Origin of the sequence: Aeromonas sp. (assembly GCF_051657805.1) — a bacterium.
Taxonomy (GTDB): domain Bacteria; phylum Pseudomonadota; class Gammaproteobacteria; order Enterobacterales; family Aeromonadaceae; genus Aeromonas.
In genome coordinates, this window is sequence record NZ_JBOFLJ010000063.1 from 276,126 (window position 1) to 288,653 (window position 12,528).

Consider the following 12,528-nt stretch of genomic DNA (forward strand, 5'->3'; position numbering starts at 1 on the left):
AGGTGGGCGGCCTCAGTTTACATCATAAGGGGTGGCAGGGGACCCTCACCGGGCGTTGTGCTGAGCGTCACCGGGCCCTTGGCGGGCATAGCGTTCGATGAGCGGCGCCTTGCGGGCCATCTGCCAGTCGATGAGCCAGGGGCAGAGGGCGTTGAGACGCACCATCAGCCTCTCGGGCCAGCCTAGCCAGCTCCGACGGGTCTCGTTGCACAGGGCTATGATGGCGAGCTCGGCTACTTCATAGGGGCTGTCGATGGGGGTGTCGATGGCCAGGTGCATGGCGTAGGCGGCCTCGGAATCCAGCCGCGTGCGGGTGGTGCGCGGGGCGAAATGGAGCACCCGGATGCCGGAGCCTGCCAGCTCGCGGCCCAGGGCCTCGCTAAATCCATGCAGGGCAAACTTGCTGGCGCAATAGACGCTGTAACCCGGATGGCCGACGGCGCCGAGGTTGGCCCCGATGTTCATGATGATGGCGGGCCTGCGCAGCCTCGGCAGCAGGGCGCGGGTGAGCTGGATGGGGGCTTCCACGTTGAGGCGCAGCTGGCGTTCCACCTGCTCCATGCTCTGATCCTCCAGCCAGGCGAACTGGAGGGTGGCGGCGTTGTTGATCAGCACATCCAGCCCCTCGTCCAGAGCCGGGTGTTGCAACAACTGGGCGCGTTCGGCGGCGAGGGCGAGGTTGGCTATCGCTATCTGGTGGCGCTCCGGGTGGGGGAGCTCCTGACGCAGACGCTCCAGTGCGGCGCCCTTGCGCCCCTGTAGCAGCAGGTGAGCCCCTTGCGCCGCCAGCTCTTGGGCCAGCACTTCCCCTATGCCGCCACTGGCGCCGGTGAGCAGCACGGATTTTCCTTGCAGGTTCATGGTGAGGTGTCCATCTGAGTGCAGGCCTAAGGGCGGCGAGCGGGCAAGGACGATCATCGGGGATAGCCGCTACCTGGCCCATTGCTCTCAAGGTTAATGGGTGAGGCTTAAGGAAGCCTTAAGGGGGCGAGAAGAGAGTCTCGTGGCCCTCAGAGGGGGTTAGGGACAAAAAACCTTGTCAGCACCGCCCTTGGCAGGCACCCTGCGGGCAATCTGCACTCTGATTTAGCCACAGCGAGAACCCGAGATGTCCGCCTCCCCGTCCTGTCCGCTCTGCGAGCATCCCCACAGCTACCCCTTGCCCGTGGCGGGCAAGCGCTACCATCGCTGCCAGGGCTGCGAGCTGGTCTGGCTGGAGGCGGCGGATCATCTGGATGCCCGTGCGGAGAAGGCAGTCTATGACGATCACGACAACAGGGTGGACGATCCCGGCTATCGCCGCTTCCTGATGCGCGCCTTCGGGGAGGTGACCAGTCGGCTGGCCCCGCCGGCCAGCGGCCTCGACTTTGGCTGCGGCCCCGGCCCTGCCCTCATCGCCATGGGGCGCGAGGCGGGGTATCAGATGGCGGGCTATGACAAGTTCTATGCCGACGAGCCCGAGCTGCTGACGAGACAGTATGACTTTATCACCAGCACCGAGGTGATGGAGCATATCGCCGACCCCAGAGAGGCGCTGGACCGGCTCTGGAACTGCCTCAAGCCCGGCGGCCTGCTGGTGCTGCAGACCCAGCGGGTGCTGGGAGACGAGCGTTTCATCACCTGGCGCTATCGCCACGACCCTACCCATATCACCTTCTTCGCCGAGGCCTCGTTCCGTGCCCTGGCTGCCCGCTGGCGAGCCGGGGTCGAGTTCCCCCATCCGGATGTGGTGATCTTCACCAAACTCTGAGAACCTGCTCATGCTCTTACTGCGAGGTCGTGATCAAGGTTCATGTGCTGCTCGGAACCCTCATGTATTCATATACACTCTGGTTCCTGCGCTGCTCTTTACCTTGCTGACGACCTCTCGTCACAGATCGTGAACAGGTTCTGAGGCGGCCGTTTCCATTTGCCGCCGAGTTGGGCATGCTGATGACCTGCTACCAAGGAGCCGGTATTGCCATGTCCATCCCCCATCTCTCACTGCAAGACGCCCGCCACCTGCAACTCGCGGCCCAGGGGCTGCTCACCCCTCCCAGACGCAAGGCAACCTCGGCCGATGTGCTGGCCTGCATCCGCCGCATGGCGCTGCTGCAGATAGACACCATACAGGTGGTGGCCCGCAGCCCCTATCTGGTGCTGTTCAGCCGTCTCGGTCACTACGAACCCGGCTGGCTGGACAGCCTGCTGGCACGGGGGGAGATCTTCGAGTACTGGGCCCACGAGGCCTGCTTCGTGCCCCGCGAGGACTACCGGCTGCTGCGCCACCGCATGCTGGATCCCGCCGCCATGGGCTGGAAGTTCTCCGCCCAGTGGCTCGAGACCCACAAAGACGAGATCGCTCAGCTCCTGGCGCGGGTGCGCCAGGACGGGCCTGTGCGGGCCAGCGACTTCGAGCGCAAGACGGGCAAGGGCAACGGCTGGTGGGACTGGAAACCGGAGAAGCGCCACCTGGAGGTGCTGTTCACCGCCGGCCAGCTGATGGTGAGCGAGCGCCACAACTTCCAGCGCCTCTATGATCTCGCCGAGCGGGTGCGTCCGGACTGGGACGACGCCCGGGACTTGCCGAGCCAGGAGCGGGTGCAGCGGGACATGGTGCACGCCAGCTGCCGGGCGCTCGGCCTGGTCAAGACAGGCTGGGTGGCGGATTACTACCGGCTGCGCCGGGGCAAGTACGATGAGCTGCTCCATCGGCTGGCGGACGAGGGGGAGTTGCTGCCGGTGCGGGTGGAGGGGTGGAAGCACGGCGCCTTCGTACACGCCTCCCTCTCGGATGAACTGGCACAGGCGCAAGGGGGCACCCTCAAGGCGACCCATAGCGCCGTGCTGTCGCCGTTCGATCCCCTGGTGTGGGATCGCAAGCGGGCCAGCGAGCTGTTCGGGTTCGACTACCGCATCGAGTGCTACACCCCGGCCCCCAAGCGCCAGTACGGCTACTTCGTGCTGCCCCTGCTGCGCCGCGGCAAGCTGGTGGGCCGCCTCGATGCCAAGGCCCATCGCAAGGAGGGGGTGTTCGAGATCAAGAGCCTCTACCTGGAAGAGAGGGTCAAGATGAGCCAGGCCCTGGCCCAGGATCTGCTCAAGGCCATCCAGAAGCTGGCGGAGTGGCACCAGACCCCGAGCCTACGCCTTGGCGCCATCCCGGCGCCCCTGCTGGCCCTGTGGCAGGGGTAGGCGTCACGTCATCCCATCAACGAAAAAGCCAGCCGGTATGAACCGGCGGGCTTTTTAGCAAGGGCTGGGGTCAGTTTGCCAGTCGGGTCAGCAGCCGCTGCAGCAGGGCGATGCGGGGCCCAATGCTCGGCAGATCCAGATATTCCTCCTCGCTGTGGAAACCGGCGCCGATGGGCCCCAGTCCATCCAGGGTGGGGATGCCGAGGGCGGCGGTCAGGTTGGCGTCCGAGCCGCCGCCGACCGCCTGCCAGCGGATGGGCAAGCCCAGCTCATCGCCACACGCCTCCACCAGGCGCATCAAGGCTTTAGTTCCTTCTGACGGCACCATGGCGGGCTTGTGAGCCTCCCGGGTCAGGCGGATGCCGACCCCCTCGATGTGGGGACGAGTGCTCAGGGTCTGAAGTCGATCGTCTATCCGCTGATAGGCCTGATTGTCCCAGAAACGCACATCTACCACGGCGCTGGCTTCGGCCGGCACTATGTTGGCGCCATTGCCCCCCTGCACCAGGCCGACGTTGAGGGTGGTGCCGCTCTCGACGTCGGTGAGGGCGTCGATGGCCAGGATCCAGTGACCCAGCTCGGAGATGGCGCTGCGCCCCTTCTCGGGCTCGTTGCCGGCGTGGGCCGCCTTGCCATGAAAATCGATGCGATAGCGGGCCATCCCCTTGCGGGCCTTGACCAGGGAGCCATCGGCGCGGGCCGCCTCGGCCACCAGCACATGGCGCGCCTGGCGGGCGACCCCCGCCAGCCAGTCGCTGGAGTGCAGGGAGCCTATCTCCTCGTCCGGGTTCATGCAGACGCAGAGGCTGAGGCGATCCCGCACCGCGGGGGGCAGGGTACGCAGGGCATAGACGATGTTGAGCAGGCCGGACTTCATATCGGAGACGCCGGGACCATAGGCCCGATCGCCATCGACCGTCATGGGGCGGGCGGCGGCGGTGCCGAGGGGGAAAACGGTGTCCATATGGCCGATCAGCATTACATCGATGTGCGCGGCATCCGGCTGGTTGCGGATCTCGAGACCCGGACCCGCGACACCGCAGTCGACCTGCCTGATGTGCCAGCCACCCATGGCCTGGTACTTGGCCGCCATCAGCTCGGCGACCCGGGTGATGCCGGGCTTGTGCAATGAGCCGCAATCCAGGTTGATGAGGGGGGCCAGTTCGGCCAGGTAATCCTTGAGAGAAAAGGTCATTGACTACTCCAGGCGCCTCGGCGCCGCTTGCGAAAGGGTCAGAGGATGAGGTTCATCACCAGCATGGCACCGAAGGCGTTGAGCACGGAGATGGCGATCATGATGGGGATGTAGCGCCCCTCGGTGCCGATGCAGCCGAGGATGCGGCCCACGTACTGCACCTGGGAGCCCATCAGGTAGATGGCGGGGGCCAGGATGGCGATGTGGGTGCCGGTCAGTATGCCCTGATCGAACAAGGTGATGACCACGCCGACCGCCCCCCCCATGGACATCCAGGCGCCGATCAGCACGGCGGCGGCCTCACCGGGCAGGCCGAAGACGGCCATGATGGGGGCGAAAATCGTGCCCATGGCGCCGAGGGCGCCGGTGATCTGCAGTGCCTTGATGATGACGAAGGCCATCAGCACGTTGGGCACTGTGGAGGTGGTGGCGATGACCCAGCCCTTCTTGGCCCCTTCCACGAAGATGTCGGTGACTATGGGTTTCTTGACGTAGGCCTGGCTCATTTGGCTTGCTCCTGGACGGATGAAGTGGTGGTGCTCTCGTCTGACTTGCCCTGGGTCAGGTTGAGGTAGAGGCGAAACAGGTTGGCGCCGACGAACTTGAAGACGAACATCACGATCACCGCGAGACCGATGGAGGAGGCGACCGCCGGGGTGCCGTCCGTCAGGGTCAGGGTGAAGAGCACGGCGCCGGAGGAGAAGAAGTTGACTATGGTGGCGCCGGCGGAGAACTGGAACATGGTGAAGACGTCGGTCTCGCGCTGGGTGATGAGCGCCTCATCCTTGAGCTGGCGAGTCATGGCAGCGCCAGCATCCGTGCTCTGCAGGGAGGCGATGAGGGCGAGGCCGGTATTGCCCGGTACCCCCATCAGGGGGCGCAGCAAGGGGGTCAGCAGCTTGCGGGCCGCCTCCAGGGCGCCGTAGTGCTCCAGCACGTTGATCATGCCGAGGGCGAACATGACGGTGGGGATCAGGGTGAGGGCGAACAGGAAGCCGTCCCGGGCACCGTTGCCCCCCTTGCCCCGCATGTCGGTCATGGCGGTCTTGATGCCGTCACCGCTGTCGCTGACGCTCTGCACCATGGTGCCAAACGATCCGTTCAAGGTGGTGAAATCGAACACCCCGTACCACTGATTGGACTGCAGCAGCCCCGAGAAGAAGACAATGGCGAAGGCCAGTGCCAGGTAACTGCCCAGGGTCACCGAGCGTTTCTTGTCAGTCATGTTCTAGCTCCATATGAAGAAATATTTAATCGTTGCTGATTATGGTGGAGCGAGGTGTTGCGAACTTGATGGGGGTCAATATAGGGTTCTGAAAATGATAGTGTTGTCAGTGTTTTGTGATACTTGTCTGTTATTTATTGGAATATTAATTCGTGGGGCGGGATGGCTGCTGGCGGGGCGAGAGACTGACGACCCTGGCTAAAGGGCGGCCATAAAAAAACCGGGCGCTGGGCCCGGTTTTTATGTGTTGCTGGCAACTGAGGGATTACTGGAATACCAGCACCATCAGCAGACCGACCGTGATGGCGGACACCAGGAAGGCGAAGCCATAGAACACATAGTGGTGCAGCTTGGTGGTGTGGATCCCCAGATCGTGCAGGCCGTGGTAGATCCGGTGCATGCCGTGCCAGATGGGCAGGGCGATGACCACCAGCAGGATGCAGGCACCCCACCAGGAGCTGGCGAAGGCGAGCACGCGCTCGTAGCTCATGGTCTCCACGTCCATGATGCCCATGGGCACCAGCAGACCCGTGATGAGGACCAGCACCGGCAGCAGCATGGCGACTACCATGCCACCGGCACCAAACAGGCCCCAGTAAATCGGTTCGTCAGAACGTCTCATGATTCTCTCCTCAGGCCACGATGATCAGAACAAGCAGGGATACCACCGCCAGTGCCACGTACTGGGCGATGACGATCGGCTTCTCCGGTACCAGGTCTTCACCGCGGAAGATACGCATGGCCTTGGGGGCCAGGGCGAACCAGGTCTTGGCGTGGAACAGGCAGGCTGCCAGCGCGATGACGTGGAACAGGATGGCGATGGGGCTCTGCAGGGATTCCAGCCAGCCGTTGAACGCCTCCTGACCCTGTACCAGTCGCATCAGACCCCACATCAGCACGACGGCGTAGATGGAGACGAAGATACTGGTGCCTTCGCGGATCATGTAACCGGTGTAGAAGGCATTCTTCAGCCACCAGTCTTTCTTCATTTCGCGCACGTAGGGCTTACGTTTGCTCTGGGTGTTGTTCATGGTCTCACTCCTGGTCTCAATCCGGCTTGAACATGGCGATCATGTAGTCCTTGGCGCTCTCGACCTTGCCAAGCTGGATGGCGGCGGCCGGATCCACGCCCTTCGGACAGACTTCCGAGCAGTAACCCACGAAGGTACAGCCCCAGACGCCCTCGTCCTGGCTCAGGATCTTCATCCGCTCCTTGGACGCGCTGTCGCGGTTGTCGGCGTTGTAGCGATAGGCCAGAGCCAGTGCCGCCGGACCGGTGAACTTCTTGTTGATGCCGTACTGCGGGCAGGCCGCGTAGCACAGACCGCAGTTGATGCACATGGAGAACTGGTGATACTTCGTCATGTCCGCCGGGGTCTGGGTGTACTCGCCGTCGCACAGGCTGCGCGGCTCGGCCGGGATGATGTAGGGCTTGATGCTCTCCAGCTTCTCGATGAAGTCGGACATGTCCACCACCAGGTCGCGCTCGATGGGGAAGTTGTTGAGCGGCTCTATGGTCATCTTGCCCGGCAGGTAGTCCCGCAGGAAGGTCTTGCAGCCCAGCTTCGGGATACCGTTGACCATCATGCCGCAGGAGCCGCAGATCGCCATCCGGCAGGACCAGCGGAAGCTCAGGGTGGAGTCCAGCTGATCCTTGATGTACTGCAGGGCGTCCAGCAGGGACATCTCTTTCAGGTAGGGCACCTGGAAGGTCTGCATCCAGGGCTCGTTGTCCTGCTCCGGTCGGTAGCGCAGGATCTCAATTTCGATCATCTCAGCCATTCTTCTTAGCCTCGTCTTGTTTCTCACCCTCGGAACCGTACACGCGCTTGGCCGGTTGGGATTTAGTGATCTTCACATCGGAGTAATCGATGGTCGGGACGCCTTCCTGGTTGTAGAAGGAGAGAGTGTGCTTGAGGAAGTTCACGTCATCGCGCTCCTCATAACCGTCGAGGCGCTGGTGGGAACCACGGGACTCTTTGCGGTTGATGGCGGAGTGGGCCATGGCTTCGGCCACGTCCAGCATGTAGCCCAGTTCGATGGCGTACAGCAGGTCGGTGTTGAAGACGGAGGACTTGTCGTTGATCTTGATCTTCTTGTAGCGGGCCTTGAGCTCGTTGATCTTGTCGATGGTGCCCTGCATCAGCTCTTCGGTACGGTAGATACCGACGCCGGCTTCCATGGACATGCCCAACTCGTTGCGGATATCGGCCGGGTTTTCGGTGCCGTCGATGTCCAGCAGGGAGAGGTGCTGTTTGATGAGCGCCTCGGCCTTGGCGGCCAGGGCGGCTGTGTTGCCGTGAGTCTGGGTCTTGGCGAATTCACCGGCGTGCTCACCGGCCACCTTGCCGAATACCACTATCTCGGACAGGGAGTTGGAGCCCAGACGGTTCGCGCCGTGCAGACCGACGGAGGCACATTCGCCCAGGGCGTACAGACCCGGCATGCGGGTGGCGCACTGGCCGTTGGTCTCGATGCCACCCATGGTGTAGTGGGCGGTCGGACGGACCGGGATCGGTTCCTTGACCGGATCCACACCCACGTAGGCCTTGGCCAGTTCGCAGATGAAGGGCAGACGCTCTTTCAGGTACTTCTCGCCGAGGTGACGCAGGTCCAGGTGAACCACATCCCCCATGGGGCCCTGGATCACGCGGCCTTTCTGCTGCTCCTGCCAGAATGCCTGGGAGAGACGATCGCGGGGACCCAGCTCCATGTGTTTGTTCTTCGGCTGGCCGACCGGGGTTTCCGGGCCCAGACCGTAGTCTTGCAGGTAGCGGTAGCCATCCTTGTTCACCAGGATGCCACCCTCACCACGACAACCTTCGGTCATCAGGATGCCGGTGCCCGGCAGGCCGGTGGGGTGATACTGCACGAATTCCATGTCGCGCAGGGGCACGCCATGGCGGTAGGCCAGCGCCATGCCGTCACCGGTGACGATGCCGCCGTTGGTGTTGTAGCGATAGACACGGCCGGCGCCACCGGTGGCCAGGATGACGGACTTGGCCTGGATGAAGCGGGTGATGCCGTTCTGGATGTCGAAGGTCAGCACGCCCTGGACGCGGCCATCTTCCACGATCAAGTCCATGCAGAAGTGCTCGTCGAAGCGCTTGATGCTCGGGTACTTGATGGAGGTCTGGAACAGGGTGTGCAGGATGTGGAAACCGGACTTGTCGGCGGCAAACCAGGTGCGGGGGATCTTCATCCCGCCGAAGCGGCGCACGTTCGCCTTGCCGTCCGGCTTGCGGCTCCAGGGGCAGCCCCAGTGCTCCAGCTGGATCATCTCGTTGGTGGCGTTGTTGACGAAGTAATCGACCACGTCCTGCTCACACAACCAGTCGCCACCGGATACGGTGTCGTTGAAGTGGTTCTCGAGGGAGTCATCATCACGGACGACACCGGCGGCGCCGCCTTCCGCGGCCACAGTGTGGCTGCGCATCGGGTAGACCTTGGAAATCAGGGCGATTTCAAGCTCCGGGTGAGCCTCCGCTATGGCGATAGCGGCACGCAGGCCACCACCACCGGCACCGATGATGGCGACATCGGTCTTGATAATATCCACATCTGCCTCCTTAGGGATAGATTTGCTGGGCACGATTTTGCTCTATGAAAAAAATTCAGGCTTGATGCAAGTCAAATTGCTTTGTTTTAGTGCGTGGCAATGGTGGTTTTCGTTGAAACCACCCCATTCCTTGGAGAAAAATGCCGTCATTATCGCCATCCGTCGATGAGCCGGATCGGCCACAGCCATTGCCTTCATTGCTTTAACCCCAAGATTGTACGTATTTTTCTTTCAGGAAAATGAGAAATACCTCTCTTTTTAGGTATTACCCATAAAGTTTTTAAGTTTTTTATCAAGAAAATTTAATAATAATTATTCACATCTTGTTTGTGGCCAAAAGGCTTCGAAAAAGTAATGCGAATATAGCCATGATGGGATTCTTATGCGTCATCTCCTTGACCGAAGGGGGAGGCAGATCACAGCAAAGAGAGTCTGAAGGGCAATTATAACCATTGAAATGAAAAGGGTTTTATAAAAAAGAGGGCCCATAAGGCCCTCGTTGTCTGACGTGTCGGAATGGGATCAAATCCGGAACATGCCCACCTGATTGTTCAGCTCGCCTGAGATATTTTTGAGCTGTGCCGACAGATTTCGGGAGCTGTCCGCATCCACCGCCAGCTCGTCCGAGACATCCTTGACCGCCTGGATGTTGCGGCTGACCTCGTCGGTCACCGCCCGCTGCTCCTCGGCGGCGCTGGAGATCTGGGTCGCCATGTCGGAGATCTGGTTGATGGAGGTGGTGATCTGCTCCAGAGCCTGGGTGGCATCGTTCGCATCTTCCACGCTGTTCTGGGCCAGCAGCTGGCCTTCGTGCATGGTGCTGACGGCGCCCTGGGTGTTGCGCTGCAATGTCTCTATCATGCTGCGGATCTCGACGGTGGAGCTGTGGGTGCGCTGGGACAGCACCCGCACCTCGTCCGCCACCACGGCGAAGCCGCGACCCTGTTCCCCGGCCCGGGCCGCCTCGATGGCGGCGTTCAGCGCCAGCAGGTTGGTCTGCTCGGCGATGCCCTGGATGGTGGAGAGGATGGTGTTGATCTCCTGCGCGTTCTTCTCCAGCTCCTGGATGATGCCGGAGGCCTGCTTGACCTGGGTCGCCAGATCCGTGATGGAGCGCTGGTTGCGGGCGATCACCTGCTTGCCGTGTTCGCAGCTGCTGGAGCTGCTGCGGGCCGCCTCGGCGGTCTGCTCGGCGTTGCTGGCCACCTCCACCGCGGTGGCGGACATCTCGTGCACCGCGGTCGCAATCTGGGAGATCTCGTTCTGCTGGCGTGCCAGCCCCTGGTTGGACTTCTCCGCCATGTCGTGGGAGGACCTGGCCTGCTGGTTCAGCTGACCGGAGGAGTTGGAGATGTCCTGCACCATCACGTGGATGCGCTCGATGAAGGTGTTGACGTGGCCGGCGACGGCCCCCACCTCGTCCTGGCGCTCGATCTTGATGCGGCGGGTCAGATCGCCGTTGCCGCGGGAGAGATCCGCGATGGCGTCACCCAGGGTTTTCAGCGGTGCCAGGGAGCCGTTGATGGCCACGTAGGAGAAGCCCGCCACGATGAGGATGGTCAGCAGCCCCTGCAGCAGGGCCGAGGTGACCATGCGGGAGACGGACTGATAGGCCACCGCCTCGTCAACGACGATGCCGAAGTACCAGTTGGTGTTGGGGATCTCGGTCAGGTCGAAGACGCTCGCCTTGCCGCTGATCTCCATCTCGGAGATGGTATTGTCGTGGGCCAGCTCGTTGACCTTGGCGGCGGTCAGCTCGGGGGAGAGGGTGGTGGCCTGCTTGAGGGTCAGCCCCTTGTCCGGGTGGGCGATGATGGTGCCGTTGCTGTCCACCAGGATGGCGTAGGTGCCCTCCGAGTTCATGGCCAGCACGTCCTTGACCAGGCCGTCGATGGAGACGTCACCGGCGATCACCCCCTGGGTGTTGCCGCGAGTGAAGGGCTCGGCGATGGTGATGATGAGGTTGCCCGAGGCGGCGTCGGCATAGGGGGCCGTGATGGCGAGCTTGCCGGCCGCCGTGGCGTCCTTGTACCAGGGGCGCTGACGGGGATCATAGCCGGCCGGCAGATCGGTCTGCTTGCTCTGGATCATGCGGCCATCCTGGGTGCCCACGTAGACCAGGTCGAAGTTGCCCGCGTGCATGGACTGGGCCAGGTGGCTGATGGGCTCATCCTCCTTGGCGAAGGCCTCCTTGGTGGAGGTCACCATGCTGATGCGGGCGTCGAGCCAGCGGGAGATCCCCTTGACGTTGGCGGCGGAGCTGTCGTCGATGAAGCTCCAGATCAGGCGCTGGGTTTCGCTGCGCAGTTGGGTGGTGTTGTACCAGACCTGCAGGCCTGTGATGAGCAGAATGATGGTCCCGATGGCGAGGACCAGCTTGTTCTTGATGGATAGATTCATGGTTACATCCTTGTGAGCGTCAATCTGAGATCTGTGTGGTGTCTGTTATTGTTATGGGCCGATCATGTATCGGCTGAAATGGCACTTTATATATCCCGATGCGCACTTATTTTCAGTTTTTTTTCACCTCCCCATGGCACGCCAGGCCGCGCCAATACTCACTTGAATCGATCTGGTCGGTTGGTAAAGATGCCATCGACACCCATGGCCGCGAGTGTGTCTCTGTCACTCATCTCATCGACCGTATAGACCAGGACCTTTAACCCTAGCCGGTGGGCATCCGCCACCAGATCCGCATCCACGAAGTCCACGTCGCAATTGAGGGACCAGGCCCCGAGTCGCTCGGCAAATTGGGCCAGCTGGAGCGGCAGGTTGGCGGTCAGGGCGCCGAGCCGGATCTCCGGCCGCAATGCCTTGAAGCGTGTGAGCTCGGGGTGATGGAAGGAGGAGACGACCCACTGGGCCGGGTTGAAGCCGAGCTCCGCCTCGGCGCGGTGGGTGAGGGCCGCCACGGCCTCGGCGGTATGGGGCCCCTTGAGCTCGATATGCAGCTCGCAGCGCCCCGCGATCAGGCTCATCACCTGCCACAGGGTCGGGATCCGCTCCCCCTGGCCCGCGTCCAGGCTCTCTATATAAGCGCGGGATTGCTCGCTGAGCACTCCGCGTCCGTCGGTGCAGCGCTCCAGCCGCCTGTCGTGAAAGACCCAGAGCTCGCCGTCGGCCTGCTGTACGTCCAGCTCGATGGCGCCGGCGCCGAGCTCGATGGCGAGCGCCATGGCCCTGAGGGTGTTCTCCGGTGCCAGCCCGCTGGCGCCCCGATGGGCAATGATCTGCATTGGTGTCACTCCTGTCTCCGGGCTGAGCCCCAGTGTTAGCCCCGGCTCATGCGAATGTCTATCTGCTGGTGGGGCAGGTGCATGCCCAGCGTGGTCAGCTTGTCCAGGATCAGCGAATGAACCTCGTGGGTGCATGGGG

12 protein-coding genes are annotated in these 12,528 nt (G+C 62.5%); 2 read left to right on the top strand and 10 right to left on the bottom strand.

Going from position 1 to position 12,528, the window contains the following annotated elements; genetic code table 11:
• Window positions 1-45: 45 nt before the first annotated feature.
• The gene (locus tag ACRCYW_RS21470; RefSeq protein WP_438551998.1) at window positions 46-861 is read right to left on the bottom strand and encodes an SDR family oxidoreductase; all 816 of its coding nucleotides are present in this window, start codon (window positions 859-861) and stop codon (window positions 46-48) included.
• Window positions 862-1,108: 247 nt separating this feature from the next.
• Here ACRCYW_RS21470 and ACRCYW_RS21475 point away from each other — a divergent pair, with 247 nt between their 5' ends.
• Together ACRCYW_RS21475 and ACRCYW_RS21480 are read left to right on the top strand one after the other, a co-directional pair.
• Window positions 1,109-1,750, top strand: coding sequence for a class I SAM-dependent methyltransferase (locus ACRCYW_RS21475; RefSeq protein ID WP_438551999.1), 642 nt, complete (start codon window positions 1,109-1,111; stop codon window positions 1,748-1,750).
• Window positions 1,751-1,962: 212 nt separating this feature from the next.
• On the top strand, window positions 1,963-3,174 hold the full coding sequence (locus tag ACRCYW_RS21480; protein WP_438552000.1) for a winged helix-turn-helix domain-containing protein: 1,212 nt from the start codon (window positions 1,963-1,965) through the stop codon (window positions 3,172-3,174).
• Between the two features lie 70 nt (window positions 3,175-3,244).
• Here the strand turns inward: ACRCYW_RS21480 and ACRCYW_RS21485 are convergent, their stop codons facing one another.
• The 9 genes from ACRCYW_RS21485 to ACRCYW_RS21525 all read right to left on the bottom strand — a co-directional run bounded on the left by ACRCYW_RS21485 (window position 3,245) and on the right by ACRCYW_RS21525 (window position 12,389).
• The gene (locus tag ACRCYW_RS21485; RefSeq protein ID WP_438552001.1) at window positions 3,245-4,369 is read right to left on the bottom strand and encodes a M20 family metallopeptidase; all 1,125 of its coding nucleotides are present in this window, start codon (window positions 4,367-4,369) and stop codon (window positions 3,245-3,247) included.
• 38 nt (window positions 4,370-4,407) lie between these two features.
• Window positions 4,408-4,875 carry a YjiG family protein gene (locus ACRCYW_RS21490; RefSeq protein ID WP_438552002.1) on the bottom strand — a complete coding sequence of 156 codons (468 nt, stop codon included), beginning with the start codon at window positions 4,873-4,875 and terminating at the stop codon, window positions 4,408-4,410.
• Window positions 4,872-5,594, bottom strand: a complete 723-nt coding sequence (locus tag ACRCYW_RS21495; RefSeq protein WP_438552003.1) for a nucleoside recognition domain-containing protein — start codon at window positions 5,592-5,594, stop codon at window positions 4,872-4,874. Before ACRCYW_RS21495 ends, ACRCYW_RS21490 begins: the two co-directional genes overlap by 4 nt.
• A 265-nt stretch (window positions 5,595-5,859) precedes the next feature.
• Window positions 5,860-6,216, bottom strand: coding sequence for a fumarate reductase subunit FrdD (gene frdD, locus ACRCYW_RS21500; RefSeq protein ID WP_100861283.1), 357 nt, complete (start codon window positions 6,214-6,216; stop codon window positions 5,860-5,862).
• 10 nt (window positions 6,217-6,226) lie between these two features.
• Window positions 6,227-6,625, bottom strand: coding sequence for a fumarate reductase subunit C (locus ACRCYW_RS21505; RefSeq protein ID WP_438552004.1), 399 nt, complete (start codon window positions 6,623-6,625; stop codon window positions 6,227-6,229).
• Window positions 6,626-6,641: 16 nt separating this feature from the next.
• Window positions 6,642-7,376 (bottom strand): succinate dehydrogenase/fumarate reductase iron-sulfur subunit, encoded by a 735-nt coding sequence (locus ACRCYW_RS21510; RefSeq protein WP_438552005.1) that lies wholly within the window; start codon window positions 7,374-7,376, stop codon window positions 6,642-6,644.
• Window positions 7,369-9,153 carry a fumarate reductase (quinol) flavoprotein subunit gene (frdA, locus tag ACRCYW_RS21515; protein ID WP_438552006.1) on the bottom strand — a complete coding sequence of 595 codons (1,785 nt, stop codon included), beginning with the start codon at window positions 9,151-9,153 and terminating at the stop codon, window positions 7,369-7,371. Before frdA ends, ACRCYW_RS21510 begins: the two co-directional genes overlap by 8 nt.
• A 522-nt stretch (window positions 9,154-9,675) precedes the next feature.
• Complete coding sequence (locus ACRCYW_RS21520) at window positions 9,676-11,553, bottom strand: methyl-accepting chemotaxis protein (protein WP_438552007.1); 1,878 nt, start codon at window positions 11,551-11,553, stop codon at window positions 9,676-9,678.
• Between the two features lie 158 nt (window positions 11,554-11,711).
• A complete protein-coding gene (locus ACRCYW_RS21525) occupies window positions 11,712-12,389 on the bottom strand; it encodes a glycerophosphodiester phosphodiesterase (protein WP_438552008.1) in 678 nt (225 codons plus the stop codon).
• Between the last annotated feature and the right edge of the window lie 139 nt (window positions 12,390-12,528).

What these genes read in the sequence shown, in the direction of transcription:
- ACRCYW_RS21470 (WP_438551998.1), bottom strand. Translation starts at nt 861, where the DNA reads ATGAACCTGCAAGGAAAATCCGTGCTGCTCACCGGCGCCAGTGGCGGC.
- ACRCYW_RS21475 (WP_438551999.1), top strand. Translation starts at nt 1,109, where the DNA reads ATGTCCGCCTCCCCGTCCTGTCCGCTCTGCGAGCATCCCCACAGCTAC.
- ACRCYW_RS21480 (WP_438552000.1), top strand. Translation starts at nt 1,963, where the DNA reads ATGTCCATCCCCCATCTCTCACTGCAAGACGCCCGCCACCTGCAACTC.
- ACRCYW_RS21485 (WP_438552001.1), bottom strand. Translation starts at nt 4,369, where the DNA reads ATGACCTTTTCTCTCAAGGATTACCTGGCCGAACTGGCCCCCCTCATC.
- ACRCYW_RS21490 (WP_438552002.1), bottom strand. Translation starts at nt 4,875, where the DNA reads ATGAGCCAGGCCTACGTCAAGAAACCCATAGTCACCGACATCTTCGTG.
- ACRCYW_RS21495 (WP_438552003.1), bottom strand. Translation starts at nt 5,594, where the DNA reads ATGACTGACAAGAAACGCTCGGTGACCCTGGGCAGTTACCTGGCACTG.
- frdD (WP_100861283.1), bottom strand. Translation starts at nt 6,216, where the DNA reads ATGAGACGTTCTGACGAACCGATTTACTGGGGCCTGTTTGGTGCCGGT.
- ACRCYW_RS21505 (WP_438552004.1), bottom strand. Translation starts at nt 6,625, where the DNA reads ATGAACAACACCCAGAGCAAACGTAAGCCCTACGTGCGCGAAATGAAG.
- ACRCYW_RS21510 (WP_438552005.1), bottom strand. Translation starts at nt 7,376, where the DNA reads ATGGCTGAGATGATCGAAATTGAGATCCTGCGCTACCGACCGGAGCAG.
- ACRCYW_RS21520 (WP_438552007.1), bottom strand. Translation starts at nt 11,553, where the DNA reads ATGAATCTATCCATCAAGAACAAGCTGGTCCTCGCCATCGGGACCATC.
- ACRCYW_RS21525 (WP_438552008.1), bottom strand. Translation starts at nt 12,389, where the DNA reads ATGCAGATCATTGCCCATCGGGGCGCCAGCGGGCTGGCACCGGAGAAC.